This window comes from Paraburkholderia sp. PGU19 (assembly GCF_013426915.1).
Taxonomy (GTDB): Bacteria; Pseudomonadota; Gammaproteobacteria; order Burkholderiales; family Burkholderiaceae; genus Paraburkholderia.
This window is the reverse complement of sequence record NZ_AP023182.1, coordinates 969,817-987,640: the sequence shown is the minus strand read 5'-3', so window position 1 is coordinate 987,640 and position 17,824 is coordinate 969,817. Positions and strand designations below refer to the sequence as shown.

At 59.3% G+C, this 17,824-nt stretch carries 14 protein-coding genes and 1 pseudogene; 13 read left to right on the top strand and 2 right to left on the bottom strand.

Annotated features, from left to right (window positions below; genetic code table 11):
- Positions 1-400: 400 nt before the first annotated feature.
- Genes H1204_RS52185 through H1204_RS44895 form a run of 3 tightly spaced genes read left to right on the top strand, consistent with a single transcriptional unit; the run spans position 401 to position 3,928 of the window.
- Positions 401-2,197: a transposase gene (locus tag H1204_RS52185; protein WP_243469012.1), complete on the top strand. Its 1,797-nt coding sequence runs from the start codon at positions 401-403 to the stop codon at positions 2,195-2,197.
- Positions 2,197-3,228: an ATP-binding protein gene (locus tag H1204_RS44900; protein WP_180735411.1), complete on the top strand. Its 1,032-nt coding sequence runs from the start codon at positions 2,197-2,199 to the stop codon at positions 3,226-3,228. Before H1204_RS52185 ends, H1204_RS44900 begins: the two co-directional genes overlap by 1 nt.
- Positions 3,221-3,928, top strand: coding sequence for a hypothetical protein (locus H1204_RS44895; protein WP_180735410.1), 708 nt, complete (start codon positions 3,221-3,223; stop codon positions 3,926-3,928). Before H1204_RS44900 ends, H1204_RS44895 begins: the two co-directional genes overlap by 8 nt.
- A gap of 55 nt (positions 3,929-3,983) precedes the next feature.
- Here H1204_RS44895 and H1204_RS44890 read toward each other — a convergent pair whose 3' ends face one another.
- The gene (locus tag H1204_RS44890) at positions 3,984-4,724 is read right to left on the bottom strand and encodes an IclR family transcriptional regulator (protein WP_180735409.1); all 741 of its coding nucleotides are present in this window, start codon (positions 4,722-4,724) and stop codon (positions 3,984-3,986) included.
- 212 nt (positions 4,725-4,936) lie between these two features.
- Between H1204_RS44890 and H1204_RS44885 the strand changes: the two genes are divergently transcribed.
- The 10 genes from H1204_RS44885 to H1204_RS44840 all read left to right on the top strand — a co-directional run bounded on the left by H1204_RS44885 (position 4,937) and on the right by H1204_RS44840 (position 16,637).
- Positions 4,937-5,689 (top strand): SDR family NAD(P)-dependent oxidoreductase, encoded by a 753-nt coding sequence (locus H1204_RS44885; RefSeq protein ID WP_180735408.1) that lies wholly within the window; start codon positions 4,937-4,939, stop codon positions 5,687-5,689.
- A gap of 18 nt (positions 5,690-5,707) precedes the next feature.
- The gene (locus tag H1204_RS44880; protein ID WP_180735407.1) at positions 5,708-6,208 is read left to right on the top strand and encodes a MaoC/PaaZ C-terminal domain-containing protein; all 501 of its coding nucleotides are present in this window, start codon (positions 5,708-5,710) and stop codon (positions 6,206-6,208) included.
- Positions 6,205-8,337 (top strand): acetate--CoA ligase family protein, encoded by a 2,133-nt coding sequence (locus H1204_RS44875; protein WP_180735406.1) that lies wholly within the window; start codon positions 6,205-6,207, stop codon positions 8,335-8,337. Before H1204_RS44880 ends, H1204_RS44875 begins: the two co-directional genes overlap by 4 nt.
- Positions 8,337-9,101 (top strand): citryl-CoA lyase, encoded by a 765-nt coding sequence (locus tag H1204_RS44870; protein WP_180735405.1) that lies wholly within the window; start codon positions 8,337-8,339, stop codon positions 9,099-9,101. The genes H1204_RS44875 and H1204_RS44870 overlap by 1 nt, the downstream gene beginning before the upstream one ends.
- 46 nt (positions 9,102-9,147) lie before the next feature.
- Positions 9,148-10,173: an aldo/keto reductase gene (locus H1204_RS44865; protein WP_180735404.1), complete on the top strand. Its 1,026-nt coding sequence runs from the start codon at positions 9,148-9,150 to the stop codon at positions 10,171-10,173.
- A gap of 55 nt (positions 10,174-10,228) precedes the next feature.
- Positions 10,229-11,677, top strand: coding sequence for an aldehyde dehydrogenase (gene aldA, locus H1204_RS44860; protein ID WP_180735403.1), 1,449 nt, complete (start codon positions 10,229-10,231; stop codon positions 11,675-11,677).
- Between the two features lie 125 nt (positions 11,678-11,802).
- Positions 11,803-13,185, top strand: a complete 1,383-nt coding sequence (locus H1204_RS44855) for an MFS transporter (RefSeq protein WP_180735402.1) — start codon at positions 11,803-11,805, stop codon at positions 13,183-13,185.
- A gap of 182 nt (positions 13,186-13,367) precedes the next feature.
- Complete coding sequence (locus H1204_RS44850) at positions 13,368-14,600, top strand: porin (protein ID WP_243469118.1); 1,233 nt, start codon at positions 13,368-13,370, stop codon at positions 14,598-14,600.
- Positions 14,601-15,342: 742 nt separating this feature from the next.
- Positions 15,343-15,993, top strand: a complete 651-nt coding sequence (locus tag H1204_RS44845; RefSeq protein ID WP_180735400.1) for a hypothetical protein — start codon at positions 15,343-15,345, stop codon at positions 15,991-15,993.
- Positions 15,990-16,637, top strand: coding sequence for an RES family NAD+ phosphorylase (locus tag H1204_RS44840; RefSeq protein ID WP_180735399.1), 648 nt, complete (start codon positions 15,990-15,992; stop codon positions 16,635-16,637). The genes H1204_RS44845 and H1204_RS44840 overlap by 4 nt, the downstream gene beginning before the upstream one ends.
- Before the next feature lie 337 nt (positions 16,638-16,974).
- Here H1204_RS44840 and H1204_RS44835 read toward each other — a convergent pair.
- A pseudogene (locus H1204_RS44835) lies at positions 16,975-17,576 on the bottom strand (hypothetical protein).
- Positions 17,577-17,824 lie beyond the last annotated feature (248 nt).

Below are 17,824 nucleotides of genomic sequence, written 5' to 3'. Positions count from 1 at the left end.
CGAGTTAGCTGCAATCAACGCCGTCCGATTGCCGGGAGTTCCTCATTCATTATCGCGACACTGCTTGCCTGCCATCCCGGAACCGACTCTTCCCGCCAAGTCGACTACCGTGTGGCCGCCGTCTCCGAAGGTCGCGACGCACTGCCCAAAATCGCCCAACCTTGTTTCTGGTGTCGAGACGACAGCGGAGTGCATGATGAGACGACGCTCACGGTTGCGAGCATGCGATCATTCGCAAAGTGCCGACCTGGACGGGGACGCCGTCGATCTCGCAATCTGGCCCAGAGTTGACAGAGCTGCCCTCTCCCCTGAGCGTGACGCGTTGTACGGGCGACGAGAGCGCGCAATCCGCCTGTACCTTGACGGTGCTACTGATGCACAACTCAAGACGGCATGCGCGATGAGCCGGGTCCAGACCTACCGGTTGCTCACCGAGCGCTGCCTCGCCGTCCATCCCGACGGAGATGTTCACGGCTGGCGCGGACTCCTGCCTTATGCGCGCGTCAAGTCCTACGATAGAAAGGCGCCGATCAAGCCTAATGCGTGGGGCGGCGGAGCAGTCGGTGCACTGCAATGGGTTTTCCAATCTCCGGCGGGACGAGGGTTCGAAAGCTGTTTGCGGGAGCACATCCTGCGCAAACGTAGCGTCCTCGAATCTTCGCTTCGCCCGCGCATGGCAGTGTTCCGATGGTTTCTCGCTGAATTGCGCGATCGCGGCTTCGAGCACCGGGGCGACTGGCCATTCAACGTCGAGAAGCGTGGTTACGTGACCCTCTCCCGCTTCATCGACCGCGTGCTCGCCGAGAATCCTGCCAGAGCCCGTCAACTCACCAGCGACGACTCAGCGCGCAAGGCCGCGAGCGGCGACGGCACGCGTCGCCCACTTCTTGCTCCATTCGAGCGCGTTGAGTGCGACGCGCACAAGCTTGACAGTCGGATGATGGTGCTGGTCCCGTCACCGCACGGCGGAACCGAGCCTCGCATGATTCACCGACTGTGGGTCGTCGTGCTGATTGAGGTAGCGTCGCGCGCAGTGCTGGGTTACCACCTGAGTTTGCGCCGGGAATGTGCGGCCGAGGATGTACTGCGCGCCATCCGCTGCGCCCTGCAGCCATGGGCGCCACGCGAGCTGCAGTTCGGCAATGCAGCCTATCTGCCAGGCGCTGGCCTGCCTGCTCACCGCTTTCCTCAACTGGTCGGTGCATGCTGGAACGAATTCAGCGTCGATGGTGCGCTCGCCAACATCTGCAAGCGCGTCGACGGGGTCCTGCACGACGTGGTGGGCGCAAAGCTCGTCAAGCCACAGGACCGTGCGAGCTTTAGCCGCCGACGCAGCAAGGACGACCGGCCGTTTATAGAATCATTTTTCGCACGTCTGGCAGCCGACGGTTTCCATCGACTCTCAACCACAACCGGAAGTTCGCCAGTGGCTCGACGCGGTACGGATCCCGACGCAGCGGCGCTCGCCACCCAGTTCCAGCTCGAATATGCGCAAGAGTTGCTCGACACGCTCATTGCAAACTACAACGCAACACCGCATTCGGGACTTGGATATCGGAGCCCCCTCGAACAGCTGGACCGACTGCTCGCACAAGGAAACTTTAAACCACGACGAGCCGACCCTGACGCCGTGCGGCGCATCGTCGGTACGCGCAAGCTGTGCACGCTGCTCGGTGGCGTGAAAAGCGGCCGCCGGCCCCATTTCAATTTTGCCAACGGCCGCTATTCAGCGGAGTGGCTTTGCCTGCGCACCGATCTGCTGGGTGAAAACCTGTGGCTCAATCTCGATGACGAGGACGACGCGCGCTACGCCACCGTGTCGACACAGCAGGGGCATTTTCTCGGCGTCGTGCGCGCCGCACCCCCCTGGCACCGAACGCCTCATTCGCTCTATGTGCGACAGGCGATCCGCTCACTTGAGAAGCGCCGGCTACTGCATCTGGCGACGAACAGCGACGCCGTTGAGGCGTTGATCCGCTACGCCGAGGCGACACCCTCGGGCAAGCTACCCGCCCACCCCGCGTATCTGGAAGCCAGGCGCATCCTGCAAAAGCATGCAGAGCAGGTCGCCGGTCAATCAATGGTGAGCCTTTCCAGGATGGGCAGCACGTCAGCAGAACACGACGCGGTGCCCGCTCAACGGGATCGTGGAATCGGGACGGCACTACCACCCATGCGGCGGGCGCAGCAATGGTAATGTTTCCCGAAACTGCAGAGCCGCTGGTTGCCGCTCACGTGCCGCGAGATCATCCGATTGTCACGCGCGACTATTCCCTGTTCACAATCGCCATCCATGACATGGTCGAGCGCATCAGTATGTGGCTGGATGACCAGATCGACGGAGCGACGATCTTCGGGCCATCCCGCTTTGGCAAGTCGAGCGCGGTCGACCACTGGTTGCAACGCCTGCTCTCTGAGCGTCACGGCGGCCACGTGCCGCTGGTCATCTGGAGCCATACGGACTCCGGGAGCGCCGCAGCGGTGGGGCGATTCTATGCACACCTTCTTGAAGCAAGCGGTCATCGGCTGGCGCAGTCGCGGCGCAGCCCGCTGGAGCGTCAGACGATGCTGGTCGAGCGGTGGATTGAACTTGCCGCCCAGGGCGGCGGCCGGTTTCTCGTGCTGGTGATCGATGAGGCGCAAGGTATGAGTCAGCGCGAGTGGATCTGGCTGGTAGAACTTCACAGCCTGCTCGAGAAGCAACGAATCCGCCTGTCTGTATTCTCGATCGCGTCGCTGCAGTTTTTTGACGAGCCGATCGGCATGGCGCTGGCGGGCGGTGCCCACGTCGCTGCCCGCTTCATGCTGGCCGCGGAACCGTTTCACGGCGTGCGTCACGTCAGCGAACTGGCCTACGTGATGCGTGGCTACGACGAAGGGAGCGAATGGCCAGCTGGTTCAGGCTGCTCGTTCACGGCGGGACTCGCGCCTCTGCAGTGGGCGGACGGCTTCCGGATGGCGGATCACGCCGAGACATTGATGAGAGCAATGGAGGACTCACTGCCGCCGCGTTACGCGGGACCAGCAGACTTCCCGATGAAGACTGTCGCGCAAGCCTGTCGCCACGTTTTACTGCGCGTCGCGGGCGGCGTCGACATCGATGTAGCCATCTCGGCCGACGCATGGAGGAGCGCTGTCGACGCAAGCTGGCACGGCACCCTGATGGCACTGGTATCGGCGAGCGCAGCGCTGCGGGGAGACACCCGACGCAGGGCCAAACATGCCTGACTCCCGTCTGACCTGGCATCGTGGAAGCGTGCTGCCGTATGCATCGAGATGGCATACCGTCATGCGCGCCTGCGCGCTGAATGCGCTTCGTTCCGACGAGCCTGTAAATGGCGTCACGTCCGCCCAGGCAGCGATGCCTTGGTGCTGGCTCTATCAAGGCGTCGATGGTCAGTTTGTTGCCCGCTGGGAGAACGCGCGCCTGCAGGTCTGCGCCGCGACGCCCGCGGCCGCGATAGCGGGATTGCGGCGCTGCGCGACGATGTGTCCGGACGTCGGTGGTGTCGCGCTCCCCTACCCGGCCTTCGCGCCGGTGGCCAGGCTCGCCCCGATGTCCACGACCGTCGCAGCGGAATACCGGTTGTTTATTGACTGCGTGAAGGCTCGCCGCGGCTTCTGGAGCGAGGCTGCGAAACTGGCCAGAACCGCAGGCGGGTACCGTCAGGCGCTTGCGACGGCGGACCAGACCCGGCGCAACCAAAAACTGGACAAAACCGTGGCCGCGAAACGGGAGGACGAGCAGCGCGCAGCGGTAGTAACAAAATTAGTTGTGCGAGCGGGTGCAAATCCGTTGACGCATCAATCAATGTCCCGAAACGAAGGGTCGGATAGCCCCAGTTATCCGACCCTTCAGTTTGACCGCAGACTACTTCCGCGAAGATCGGACGGAAACCTGGGTTGCCCCGCGAGAATTAAAAAGTGAGTACTTCCGTGCAAGTACCCTCAAGCTATTCCGGCCACCGCGCATTCATCGGATGTCAGTCGTGATCGAAAACGCCAGCGCACAGCTCCTTCAGCGCATTCAAGTATTCCACCTGATTTCGTCTGATGCGTGGCTGGGCGCCCGTGATCGAAAACGCAAGAAGCTCGCCGCCGATAGGCCCTGAAACGGCAATTGACGCCAATCCCTCACTGCCCTCGTTCTCAAGATATGCCCAGCCCTTGTGGCGAAACTCCTCGACCTGGCGGGCGAGCTCGACCGGCTCGGTCAACGTATTGGGCGTCAACCTTTCATACGACTCGTTGCCGAGTTCTTTCGCGACCTGCTCGACGGGCAGTTTCGCCAGGATCGCCTTTCCGATAGAGGACACATGCAAGCTGATCCGGTCACCACGACTGCGCGTGTAGCGCAACGGATCACGTCCCGGCGAGAAGGCCAGCACGGTCACGGACCTGTTGCTCAGTGCCCCGCATAGCGCGCTTTCACCGGTCTTGTCGCGCAGCGCTTCACACACTTGCTGGATCTTCGCGCCCCTCCAGTCGTTCGTGTTGACCTCCGACGCGATGAAAAAGAGCCGACTGGTCGGGTAGAGCGTTCGAGACTGCTGTGCCCGATTGATGTACCCAAGCCCGATAAGCGTATTGACCAGATCGGAACAACTGCTCTCCGCCACGCCAAGAAACTTCGCCAGTTCGGAATTGGTGAGCTCACGCTTCTCGCGCGCAAATATCTCGAAGATCGCCAACGCGCGCGCGGCGGCTGGCACCAGTGTCGGCATATCCACTCCTTGCTTTTGTCCCGTTGTGCCGGGGCGATTTTAATTGATCCACGTTTCTCGGTGGGCGCGATGCGGACCCCGCACCCGCTCGAAACTTCACCTGCATCAGGGGAAACACCTACACCAAAAAAGATGACAGTCGGGATTCACACCCCTAGCATATTCGGTATGTCGTAGGTTGTCTACGGTATTTCGTACTAGGAGCAAATCAGATGGATCTTGGACTGAAGGGTCGCGTAGTGATGATTACGGGTGCTGGCATGGGCATTGGTCGCGAAACAGCGCTGACATTTGCGCGTGAAGGCGCACGCGTAGGCATCGTCGACATCCACGGCGACGATGCAGAGGAGACGGCAGCAGCGATCCGTGAAGCTGGTGGCGAAGCGATCGCCTCGCGTTGCGACCTGACGAATGAAGAGGAAGTTAAGGCTTCTGTCGGGTCCATCCTCGCCAAATACGGCCAGATCAACGTGCTCGTGAACAACGCCGGCATCTCCAAGGACGTCACGCTGCTCAAGATGGCGGAGGCGGATTGGGACCTCGTAATGGACGTGAACGTCAAAGGCACGTTCCACTGTTGCCGCGCGGTCCTGCCGCAAATGAAGGACCGCAAATGGGGCCGAATTATCAACCTTGGCTCTCGCTCCATGTTCGGCAATCCGGGGCAGACAAACTACACCGCATCAAAGATGGCGATTGTGGGTTTCAGCCGCGCGCTTTCGCTTGAGCAGGCAAGGAACGGCATCACCGTGAACACCGTTGCTCCCGGCTTCATCGAGACTGAAGGCATCAAGGGTTTGCCGACCTACCCAAAACTGCGCGAAATCGCTCTTTCGAAAAATCCGGTCGGCTTCCTGGGCGAACCCCGTGACATCGCAAACACGGTTGCATTCCTGGCATCCGAACAGGCGCGCTACATCACTGGCACAACGGTCTTCGTGACCGGTGGTCGCTTCTCTTCGTAACGGGATGATTCACTAGCCATGACTACCTTGAACGACATTGCAGATACCCGCCTGTATTGGGACGATCTTGTGCCTGGTACGGTCTTCAAGACGGGCGGCCGGACCATCACCGAAGCCGACGTAGGTGCTTTCGCAGGGCTGACCGCAGACTTCAATCGCGCACACGTGGACCGGGAGTTCGCTCAGCAAACCCCGTTTGGACAGCGCATCGCGCACGGCATGCTGGTGGCTTCCGTGAGTGTGGGGCTGGCAACGCGCAGCCTCGTGCATCTGTTAATGGAACAGACCCAGATCGCCGTGATGGAAAACACCATCAAGTTCATCAAACCTACGCTGATCAACGACACGATTCATGTCGAGATTGAAGTTCTCGAACAGCGTCAGACGCGCAATCCGCAACGCGGCGTGACCATTTTCCAACGCGTCACGAAGAATCAGAACGACGAGACGTTGATCGAATCCCGCGTGGTCTATCTGATGCATACCCGCGCAGTGTCGGCGGAGGTTCTCGCATCATGAATGCATTTTCCGATCTCTCCCATCTCATGCTGCCCCGCTCCATCGCGCTCATTGGAGCGTCTGAAAGGCCGCAAAGTGTCGGTGGACGTACGCTCGAAAACCTCACGCGATATTCCCGCCTGGCAGGCAAGCTGCATCTCGTGAATCCCACCAAGTCTGCGATCAACGGCATGCCTTGCCTCCCGTCAGTCAGTGCGATTGACGACGACCTGGACCTCGCCATCGTTGCGGTCAAAGCCGAAAGCGTGCTGGAGGCCCTACAGGAGTGCGCGAACAAGGGCGTGAAGTTCAGCATCGTGTTCACTTCCGGTTTTGGTGAAGCGGGTCACGACGGCAAGTTCGCCGAGGAGCGCATGCTGCGTATCGCACAGGAAACCGGTATGCGGATTTACGGGCCCAACTGCCCTGGCCTGAACAACATCAATGCCGGTCTTGGCATGACGTTTTCGCCGGCCTGGCAACTCGACCAGATGCCCGGTCCAATCGGTCTTGCCACGCAAGGCGGCGGCATGGGTCGCACTGTCCTGCAGGCCATGGCGCGAGGTATCGGCACGGGACTCTGGTGCTCGGCGGGCAACGAGGTCGACCTCGAAGTAAGCGATTTCATTCACTATATGGCGACGGCCGATGACATCAAGGTCATCGCGACCAATCTCGAAGGCATCCGCAACGGTCCACGCTTTCTCGAAGCGTGCCAGCATGCGGCGCGCAACGGCAAACCCGTCATTGCGATGAAAATCGGCAAGTCCGAATACGGCGTGAAGGCTGCGCAATCCCATACGGCTGCGATCAGTGGAACCGCCGAAATCAACAGCGCAGTCTTCCGGGAACTCGGGGTGATCGAGGTAGACGATGTCGACGAACTCGTCGACATCGCGGCACTGCTCGCGCGTGGCCAGGCGACTGGGCGCGAAAAGCTCGCCGTGTTCTGCTATTCCGGTGGAACGGCAGCGCTCGCAGCAGACAAGATCGGCTCGGCCAATCTGACGCTAGCCACGTTCAGCGACCCGACGCTCGACAGGTTACGCGCGCAACTGCCGGAATACGCGAGCATCGACAACCCGGTCGACACAACGGGCATTGTTCTTACCAACCCCGAATTGGGATATGAAGCACTCAAGACCGTGAGTATGGACCCGGAAGTCGGTGCGGTGCTTTATCCGATTCCATTCGACTATGGCGATATCACGAACCAGGCCGCACAGAGCGCCGTCCGTTTGCAGGGCGAAATCGACAAGCCAATCGTCATGGCCTGGATGAGCGACAAGCCTGGTCAAGGATTTCCTGCGCTCGTCGAGGGCGGAATGGTTCCGGCGCGTTCTGTTACCAACGCAGTCAACGCGCTGTGCCGGTATATCGACCATGGCGACTGGCAATCCTCGTACGACACGAACTGGCGTCCCTATGAGCTGACTCGCGAAGCGTCGGCATCTGCGGAAAGAATCGTTGCCGCGCACGGCACGCACAGGGAGCACGAAGCGAAAGCGATTCTCACTGCCGCGGGCATTCCGGTGCCACGCTCAGCGGTTGTGTCAGATCGTGACGCAGCAGCACGCGCCTTCACGCGCCTCGAAATCGGCAAAGCAGCGATGAAAATCGTAAGCGCGACGATCACACACAAGTCCGACGTTGGCGGTGTGCGGCTCGGCATTGATTCGGCAGCGCAAGCATCGTCTGCATTCGACGCCATCATGGACGCAGTGACAAGTCAGGCGCCTGGCAATGTGCTTGACGGCGTACTGGTAGAGGAAATGCTTGACGCACCATTCGCGGAGGTCGTGGTCGGCATTCACCGTGACCCGGTTTTCGGCCCCGTCTGCACCGTCGGACTTGGCGGTATCGCGATCGAACTCTTCAAGGATGTCAGCCGCCGACTGTTACCGCTTGACGAGACCCGCGCGCGGCAAATGATCGCGGAAACACGTTGTTCGAAACTGCTAGCCGGGTTTCGTGGCAAGCCACCGTTCGACGTCGATGCGCTCGTCAAGGCGCTCGTGTGTCTCAGCGACTTCGTCGTTCAACACCCGGAAATCGAAGAAGTCGAAATCAACCCGCTCGCGGTGCGTGTGGAGGGCCAGGGCGTCGTGGCACTCGACGCAGTATTGAGCGTGAAGCAAGGAGCAAACTGATGATAGCCAGCCAGATCGGACATAGCACGGTCGACTCGATCGTGATTCGCGGCAAGGACCTCGCAACGGAAATTCTCGGGAAACACGATTTCGTCGACATGATCCTTCTCACCAGCATTGGCCGCGTGCCAACGCCGCAGGAAAAGGTCATGATCAACCTTGTTTTGGTGATGGCGAGCGGTCACGGCATTACCCCCAGCGTGCTTGCTTCAAGATTGACGTGGCTCGGTGCGCCAGAAGCACTCCAGGGTGCATTGGCTGCCGGGCTCCTCGGCGGCGGAAGCGTCTATCTGGGACCGACCCAGAATATCGCGCAGTCGCTGATCGATATCGCGTCGACTCTTTCCGCCTCGCCTGACGATGACGACATCAAGGCAGCAGCGCGAACCTATCTGGACACGGCAAAGCAGAACAAGCGCCCCGTGCTCGGCATCGGCAGCGGATATGAAGGAGGCGACCCGCGTGTGCCGGTGTTGCGCGATATCGCTCGCGCGAACGGATATTACCGGCTGCACTGGCGAATCATGGACGCCCTCGCCACCGAACTCTCGGCGATCAAAGGCAAGCCGTTCCAACTGAATGGCGCTGGTGCGCTTGGCGCAATCATCGCCGACATGGGCTTCGATCCGCTCTTCGGCCGGGGCCTGATGCTGACTGGACGTTGCGCCAGCCTCCTCGCACAGATCCTCGAAGAAAAAGATCAGCCGATCGCAAAGTCCGTGTGGGATCTCGTACTCGAGCAGGAAAAGGCCGCGAACCAGTAGCCTGCTCGATTCCTACCCCTACTGCAAATCTCCTCGGAACGATCAAATGGAATATCGAAAGATTGGTGGCTCCGACCTCACGGTCTCCGCGCTGAGTCTTGGCACGGCGACCTTTGGCGGCGGAAGCGAATTCTATAAAGCATGGGGCGCAACCGATGTCGCCGAAGCACGCCGGCTTGTCGACGTTGCGCTCGATGCTGGCGTAACGCTGTTTGATACGGCGGACGTCTACTCGCGCGGTCTGTCCGAGGAAATCCTCGGGCAAACCATCCAGGGGCGACGCGACCGGATGATCATTGCCACCAAGGCTGGCTTTCGCATGGGTGACGCTGACGACGACATCGGCGCGACCCGCAAGCATCTGATAAAGGCCTGCGACGCCAGCCTTAAGCGGCTCGGCATCGAAACCATCGACCTGTGGCAACTGCACGGCTTTGACATGCTGACGCCGCTGGAAGAAACGCTGTCAACGCTCGATGAACTTGTGAGGGCGGGAAAGATTCGCCATGTCGGCTGCTCGAATTACTCGGGCTGGCAGCTCATGAAATCGCTCGCCCTCGCTGGCGAGCATGATTGGCCGCGCCATATTGCTCACCAGGTCTACTACTCCCTCGTGGCGAGAGACTTCGAATGGGAACTCATGCCACTCGCGGTCGATCAGCATGTCAGCACCATTGTGTGGAGCCCACTTTCTGCGGGCCTCCTCTCGGGCAAGATCGCGCGCAACCGACCGGCTCCCGAAGGTAGCCGGGTCGCGAGCCTGGGGTCTCGCACCGCGATTCCGGAAGAGCAGTTCTATGACCTCATCGACCTGTTGGAAGCCATCGCGGCTGCGCACGAACGCCCGGTCTCACAAATCGCGCTCAATTGGCTCCTGCAACGGCCTAGCATCGCGAGCGTTGTTGTCGGCGCCAGAAACGAGACGCAGCTTGTGCAGAACCTTTCCGCGTCCGATTTCCAGCTCACGTCCGAAGAGATGACACGTCTTGATGAGGCGAGCCATCAACACGCGCCCTACCCGTACTGGCATCAGCGCTCTGTCTACAAGGAACGAAACCCGCGTCTAGTTTGATTCCCATGCTGCGCCAACCCGCCGCCACCGCAAACCGACCTTAAAGCGAGCCATCATGCCCCAGTCTGGACAACACTCGATTCCGACTATCGAAAACTTCATCAACGGGCGTTTCTCCCCGGCGATCAATCATTTCGACGTTTCCAACCCTGCTACACACGAAATGATCTCTCGCGCACCGGCAAGTGAGGCCGGCGACGTTGATCGCGCAATCGAAGCAGCTTCCGCCGCGAGCGGAGCGTGGGCGCTGCGCCCCGCCGTTGACCGCGCCGGCTTCCTTCGCAACATTGCGCAGGGCATCCGTCGCAACAATCAGCATCTCGCCACAGTCATCTCCCGCGAGCAGGGGAAAACTCTCCCCTTGGCCGAAGTCGAGGTGAACTTCACCGCGGACTATCTCGATTACATGGCGGAATGGGCACGCCGCATTGAAGGTGAGGTGATCACCAGCGACAGGCCGAACGAAACTATCCTGATGTTGCGAAAGCCCGTCGGGGTGGTAGCGGGGATTCTGCCATGGAACTTTCCGTTCTTCCTCATCGCGCGAAAGATGGCGCCTGCCCTCGTGACCGGAAACACGATTGTCATCAAACCAAGTGAAGAGACACCGAACAACTGCCACGAGTTCGCTCGAATCGCAGCCGAGTCCGGACTACCTGACGGCGTTTTCAACGTGGTCTACGGCAGCGGCGATATTGGCGCGCGACTCGCAGCCCATCCGGATGTCGATCTCATCAGCTTTACGGGTAGCGTTCGAACCGGCAGCGCCATCATGAAAGCCGCGGCTCAAAATCTCACCAAGGTCAATCTTGAACTCGGTGGCAAAGCGCCCGCCATTGTCCTCGCCGATGCTGATCTAGACCTCGCGGTGAAAGCCATTCGCGATTCACGCGTGATCAACACGGGACAGGTCTGCAACTGCGCGGAACGCGTGTACGTCGCAAGTGCAGTCGCCGATGAGTTCGTCGCAAAGATTGCCTCGTCGATGAAGACTGTTCGTTATGGCGATCCGCTCGCAGGACGCGAAATCGACATGGGACCGCTGGTCAACCGTGCGGGGCTCGACAAGGTTGCGGCGATGGTCGAACGGGCAGTGGCAGATGGCGCAACCGTGGTCACGGGCGGTGAGCGGGCGGCAAGCGAAGCCGGTTTTCACTATCAACCGACCGTACTCGCCAATTGCAAAGGCGAGATGGAAATCATGCGGGATGAAATCTTCGGCCCTGTCCTTCCCGTGCAGGTCGTGAAGGATCTGGACGAAGCCATCGCACTGGCGAATGCCAGCGAATACGGACTCACCTCGTCGGTCTATACACGCAGCTTCTCAAGCGCAATGCAGGCCGTTCGTGAACTCGATTTTGGCGAGACCTATGTGAACCGGGAGAATTTCGAGGCGATGCAGGGGTTTCATGCCGGCGTCCGTAAATCAGGAATCGGCGGCGCAGACGGCAAGCACGGGCTCTACGAGTACACCCACACCCACGTCGTCTATATGCAAGGTTAGTGGCGGTTGATCGACGACCAAATCTGACGTTCATAAAATGGAGGAGACATCATGCGATCTCAATATCTATCGTTCGCTCGGGGTGCTCATATACCTGGGCGCGGTTTACTGTCGGGAGGCTCCCGATGAGCCGGCCCATCCATGACTCGATCACGCACGTAAACGAGCCTGACGACGCGCGCCTGTTCCGGCGCATCGGTTGGCACATTCTGCCAATTGTCTGGCTTTGCTTTGTATTGAACTACCTTGACAAGACGAATATCGCTTTTGCACAGTTGCAGATGAAGGATGAACTCGGCTTTTCTGACGCCGTGTTCGGCCTCGGCGCAAGCGCACTATTCGCCGGCCTGATTGCGTTTGAAGTCCCGAGTAACGTCATTCTCGCGAATGTCGGTATTCGCAAGACGCTGCTGCGAATCATGTCGCTGTGGGGCGCATGCACGGTTGCGATGGCCCTCGTCAAGTCGCCGACGCACTTCTATATCTTGCGGTTTATGGTCGGGGCGTTCGAAGCCGGCTTCGCGCCCGGTGTCTTGTACTACCTAAGCCTCTGGTATCCCGACAAACGCCGTGCGCAAGCAGCCGCGATTTTCTACACAGCCACTAGCGTCGCCCGCATCATCTCAGGCCCGGTTGCGGCAACGTTAATGACAAAGCTCAACGGTACACTCGGCTTGCAAGGTTGGCAGTGGCTGTTCGTCGGTGAAGGTCTACCGTGCATCCTGTTTGGGCTGATCACCTATGGCATCCTGTCAGATACGCCGGCACAGGCAAAATGGCTTGCAGCGGAGGATCGTGAGCGCTTGCAGAATCATTTGCGTCGCGATGGAGAGATCGAAAGCCATTTTGTGTGGAAACGGCTATCAGAACTCCTGCTCGATCCTCGCATGTGGGCTTGCGGCGCGATCGGTTTTCTGGTTCTGATCGCAACGCTCGGGCTGACGTATTGGCAACCTGCCCTGCTCAAAGGCATGGGCCTTAGCATTGCTCAAACCGGCTGGTACTCGACCATACCTGCATTGTGTGGCGTCGTGGCTTCAGTACTCATCGCACGGCATTCGGATGCCACAGGTGAACGATGCTGGCACTTCGTCTGCACAGCCCTGCTCGGTGCGGTGGGCCTATTCCTGGCGACGCGCTTCTCGCACAACGTCTTTGCTGCGCTGGCTTGTCTCACCTGCACCTGGATCGGTATCGCAAGCGCCTACGCTCTAACGTGGGCAATGCCCGGCCGTATTCTGGTTGGCCGCCACGCTGCCACAGGGCTGGCGCTGATAACCGTCATGCAGGGCGTTGCCGGCATAGTTGGACCATACGCAATAGCGGCACTCAAGACAGCAACTGGCAACTTCAATGCCAGCCTGTATCTGATGGGCGGGTCGTGTGTTGCAGCAGCCGTGGTGTGTATTGGCTTCTACCGAGCTACGTCTTCCGATGTGCGCTCCACCGCGGCATCCGTCGGCCCAGATCGTGTAGGAATCTCTCAGGGACATCAGTCAAAATCGTAGGCGACGCATCGCATGAGTGAGGAAACCGGCTGAAGGCGGGGCTATTTCGACGCCGCCATTTTTTCCCGAACCATATAAATTGGCCTTCTTTACGACGTAGTCACTTTCCACAAGCGCTTTTCCATCTAGACAATAATTTTATTAGTACTACTACTTGAGACGAAATGAAAAACAATTTTGGAATGTCGCATCTCGCACTGGGCGCTATTTGCACGTTTGCGAGCTTCAATCTCTATGCACAGTCCAGTGTTACGCTTTACGGTCTGGTGGATGCCGGCCTCAATTATCTAAGCAACGCTCAAACCGGCCGTAGCGACGGCAAGCTGATAGGTCACAGTCAGTACTCGTTTCAGGACGGCGTCACTGGTGGTCAGAATGGTAGTCGGTGGGGTCTGCTTGGCACTGAGGATCTTGGTGGCGGAATGAGCGCGATATTCCGGCTCGAGAGTGGGTTCTCGATCGGCACGGGTGCGCTCGGACAGGGGGGCGCTGGAGTGGGCCGCCAAGCCTACGTTGGCCTCAAGTCTCCAGCCGGAACGGTCACCCTCGGCCGACAGTACGACCCAGTGGCCACCACAGTAGGCCCGTTCGCCGCGGCGGCGCAATGGGGCGGATACATGGCGTCGCATGCGGTCGACGTGGACAACTTCCTGAACACGCGGCGGATCAACAACTCGGTTAAGTACCAGAGCCCCGACTTCAAAGGACTGTCGTTCAGCGGCATGTACAGCTTTGGTGGCGTGCCAGGCAGCGTCGGGAGCAAGCAGCTTTGGTCTGCCGGAGTAGGTTACGCAAATGGTGCATTTTCAGCGGGGGCTGCATACCTGAATGCACGGAATCCGAATCTGTCTTTCTATGGAACAAACCCGAACGCCGGAACGACGCCCGCGACGAATAACATCGGTTCGGTCGGTAGCACGACCAGCGCGCAGTCGAATCCGATTTACGCCGGGTATGCGTCGGCGAATACGGTGCAGATCATCGGCGCTGGCGCCGCCTATCAGATCGGCGCCGCAACATTGGGAGCGACCTACTCGAATGTGCAGTTCAAAGGGCTGGGGAATACGGCTTCGTCCGGCCCAAATCCCTTTGGGTACAGTGGGAATGCGACATTCAACGTTGCAGAGGCTAATCTCAAATACCAGATCACGCCTTCCCTGCTAGCCGGTGTCGCCTATAGCTATACCCACAATTCCGGGTCGGACGGCAAGGCTAGTGCCTCGTATCACCAGGGAGCGCTTGGCCTGGATTACTTCCTTTCAAAGCGCACTGACGTCTATACGATTGTCGTGTATCAGCACGCGTCTGGAACGGATTCGTTCAATCAGCCGGCAGTTGCGCAGATTACCGGCCAGACCGCGTCAGCAACTGACAGCCAGACTGCGGTTCGGGTCGGAATTCGACATCGGTTTTGACAGCATTCGGGTCATGACGGGTGGCTCGATCGGCTACCCGCGGCATATCGCGGCCAGCACGCGATATGCCGGATGTCGTTACAAGCCCGAATACATCCGGTCGGGCAACGCAACGTTGACCAGGCCCTTCGCAACTTTACTTGCGTGAGCGAAGACGCTCACTAAAGCAAAGTTGTGCCTATCGTGGTGCGTCGTGAAATTCCCCGCTCAGGCACACTGGCAAAGGATCCGGTGGCAATTTCCATTGCAAGTAAAGTTGTGTCTATCGAGGCCTGGCCCTGTAAGTAAAGTTGTATCGCGATGCACACTTCGAAAGGATTTCGCAACAAAATAGACAGCAGAACGATTGCGAAGCGATCACGACGTGCAAATCAGACGCCAACCTTCTCCCAATCGGGAGAAAACGTCGTATGCAATGGAAGGTCGCCGGGACAGACACAACTTTGCTTGCAATCTAGACACACTTTACTTGCGTGAGCGTCTCCCGAGGCGAAAAGCAGGGTCGCCCGTCGCCAGTTAATCCTGATAAGTCGTATTAGCCAGGTTGCGTTTAATGGTCGGCTTGGACTGACTCAGGTAGCTCCAGGCTAGACGGTCAAATAACCTGCCAATCCGCTTAAATAGGGCCAATTCGCTAAAAACCTTATGTCAAATTTATCTCGCTTTGTGCATCGACCTAACCGCGCCGACTTTGCCGAGACGTGTTAATATGTCGGCAATGTTGGCATTGGTGGAGGTCGCAATGATTCTCGATGACCACGCGAAGGTCGAAGGCTCCGAAGGTCGATACGTCCAGTTCAGTGTCCCGCTGCCAGCAGGGGTCAACCCGGCGGTTGCGGAATCCTTCCAGGCAAGCTTTGAGCGGGCTGCAAGACTGATGCTCTCAACTCCAGATGCTAGTCAAGGCGTCATCGAGCGGGCGGACGAAATTGTGCGTCTGGTGACCCGTCTCGTCGAGCCATCCGACGAGTTGCTGTTTGAGCGGCAGCAGCGAATGGCGACAATGCGCGCTGTTTTCGAGTCCGGCGACTGGCTGACGTCCGAGCAGATAAATGCTCTGCAGCAGACGCCGCCGGGCAGCAAGTCCCAGCCGGCCAGCGACTGGAAACGCCGCGGCCGGATTTATAGCGTGAACGTGAATGGCCGGGAATACTTTGCGGCATATCAGTTCGATGCTCTGTGCCAGCCCTTGCCCATCATTCGCGAGATCCTTGCTGCGCTCGGACCCGTTGCCGATACGTGGAAGATCGCTGCATGGTTTCATGCTCCAAACGGCTGGATCGCGACGCAGGGCCCGGGAGATCCACGGCCAGTGGCCCCCAGGGACGCGCTAGACCGTCCGGATGATGTCCTGGCAGCGGCTCGTCGGCATCATGGGAGCTACAGCGCGTGATCTGGATCCCCGCTCCGCGCGATAGTGAAGAGTTCGTACTGGAGGAAATAACCCGAGAAGACGTGTCAGAGTGGTATCACGTCTATTCAGTGGATCCTCATCCCAACACGGCGTCCAGTTTTGCCATGGGCTGGGGCGACACCCGGTTCGCACCGCTCAAACAACCGGACGCAACGCCCGTCCACACTTACTACGCAGCCAGCACGTTTAACTGCGCAATCATGGAGTCAGTTTTTCACGACGTCCCCCTTAACCCGGCAGGCAGCTTCGATCTCGACAGGCTGGACAGCTATCAGATTGCTCGCATCGCATTCGATGATCCGATCCAGTGTGTGAGCTTTCATAGTCCGTATCTACCTGCACTGGGACTGGAGCGACATCGGTTGATCGAAAGTCTGCCAGCCTTTTACCCGCAGACCCGACAGTGGGCACAGGCAGCATTTGACCAAAGACCCGACGCTCAAGGAATCGCTTACGGTTCCCGTCGTCATGACGCTGGTCGTTGCATCATGCTCTTTGGCCAGCGCATACCCGGCTATCCGGACAAACTATTCAATGTCATCGAACACGTCTCGCTCGCTGAACTTCCTGCACGCAGCAAGGTAGTCAAACTCGCTGCAAGTTTGAAGATTGGAATGGTCTGAGCAGCCAGTGCAACGACGAGGAGTTGCGCATTTGATTTTTGAACCGTACATGTTCTGAGGGTTGCGGCATGAATCAAATAATCGTTAATCACGAGGAACGGTTGACCTTGTTGAAGATCATGTCGCGAATTGCCGGAGTCACATCGCGTGGACCTCAATGGTGGATATCGGATTTTCAGTACGGATGTCGGCGCAAGAACCCGACAACTGCCAGTGATGACAATGCGGATGTGCCTCTCTTGCCGCGGGGCCACGGACCCGGCACACCGAAGGTGGCGTTCCGTCCGCAAGGCCGGACCACTCCCCGATGTTTCGGCACCACATGATTAAGCGACAATCAAGCGTGACGTTCGCGCGCCCTGTCGGCGTAGGGCTCGCTGGCTCGCACCGGCTGCGGCGCCCGCGTCGGGTCAAAGTCCGCCCAACGTCCCTGCTGCCAGCGTCCCGACGCGCGCTCGATCGACGCACCGCCCGCCTCGCGCAGCACATTGGCCACACTCTGCTGCGTTTCCGGCGTGACGTGGACAGCGAGCAGCACGCCAGAGTCGCGCTGCGCGTAGTGTATGCGCTCTTGCCGGATGCTCTTGCTCACGTTGCGCGTCCTGTACATCGCGCCGATCAGCGAGCCGATATACGCGCCGACACCTGCCGCGATCGCGGACACCAGCACAGGTGCCGAAAACGCCGTGAATATGCCGCCCCCTACTATGGCGCCGATGGCCGCGCCGATCGTCACGCCCATGCTTGCCCCCTCGGCGCATGGGTGGAAGCGGCGCCCTTGTCCTGGTCGCCGCCAATCGGATAGCGCGCGTGCTGCCCGGGCGGATTAACGAAGAACAGCGACACGTCCTCTTCGACACAACCGGCTCGAAAGAGCCGCTCGGCAGCGTCTTCGGCGGCAGGAAATGTGGTGAATCGTGCGGCAACGATGAGCGACATGATGCCTCCCTTGTTCCAGACTCCGTCCTGTAAGGACGGCGGCATTGCGCCGTCTGAATATGAACTGATGAGAGAAGCCGTAAGCCGACATGCCGGGCGATTGCGTATCGCTCTCGGGTGGTCCTACGGTTGGTCTCCGCCGTCCGATGCATCCTCACTGGCGCGCATCGGACGCAAAATTAATATATCACGTTATGATATAGATATCAAAACGAGCAGGTTTTTCCCGATCCAAGAAAAACGCGCAA

Excerpts from the sequence above, each read along its gene's own strand:
- H1204_RS52185 (WP_243469012.1), top strand. The coding sequence starts at position 401 with ATGAGCCGGGTCCAGACCTACCGGTTGCTCACCGAGCGCTGCCTCGCC.
- H1204_RS44900 (WP_180735411.1), top strand. The coding sequence starts at position 2,197 with ATGTTTCCCGAAACTGCAGAGCCGCTGGTTGCCGCTCACGTGCCGCGA.
- H1204_RS44895 (WP_180735410.1), top strand. The coding sequence starts at position 3,221 with ATGCCTGACTCCCGTCTGACCTGGCATCGTGGAAGCGTGCTGCCGTAT.
- H1204_RS44890 (WP_180735409.1), bottom strand. The coding sequence starts at position 4,724 with ATGCCGACACTGGTGCCAGCCGCCGCGCGCGCGTTGGCGATCTTCGAG.
- H1204_RS44885 (WP_180735408.1), top strand. The coding sequence starts at position 4,937 with ATGGATCTTGGACTGAAGGGTCGCGTAGTGATGATTACGGGTGCTGGC.
- H1204_RS44880 (WP_180735407.1), top strand. The coding sequence starts at position 5,708 with ATGACTACCTTGAACGACATTGCAGATACCCGCCTGTATTGGGACGAT.
- H1204_RS44875 (WP_180735406.1), top strand. The coding sequence starts at position 6,205 with ATGAATGCATTTTCCGATCTCTCCCATCTCATGCTGCCCCGCTCCATC.
- H1204_RS44870 (WP_180735405.1), top strand. The coding sequence starts at position 8,337 with ATGATAGCCAGCCAGATCGGACATAGCACGGTCGACTCGATCGTGATT.
- H1204_RS44865 (WP_180735404.1), top strand. The coding sequence starts at position 9,148 with ATGGAATATCGAAAGATTGGTGGCTCCGACCTCACGGTCTCCGCGCTG.
- aldA (WP_180735403.1), top strand. The coding sequence starts at position 10,229 with ATGCCCCAGTCTGGACAACACTCGATTCCGACTATCGAAAACTTCATC.
- H1204_RS44855 (WP_180735402.1), top strand. The coding sequence starts at position 11,803 with ATGAGCCGGCCCATCCATGACTCGATCACGCACGTAAACGAGCCTGAC.
- H1204_RS44850 (WP_243469118.1), top strand. The coding sequence starts at position 13,368 with ATGTCGCATCTCGCACTGGGCGCTATTTGCACGTTTGCGAGCTTCAAT.
- H1204_RS44845 (WP_180735400.1), top strand. The coding sequence starts at position 15,343 with ATGATTCTCGATGACCACGCGAAGGTCGAAGGCTCCGAAGGTCGATAC.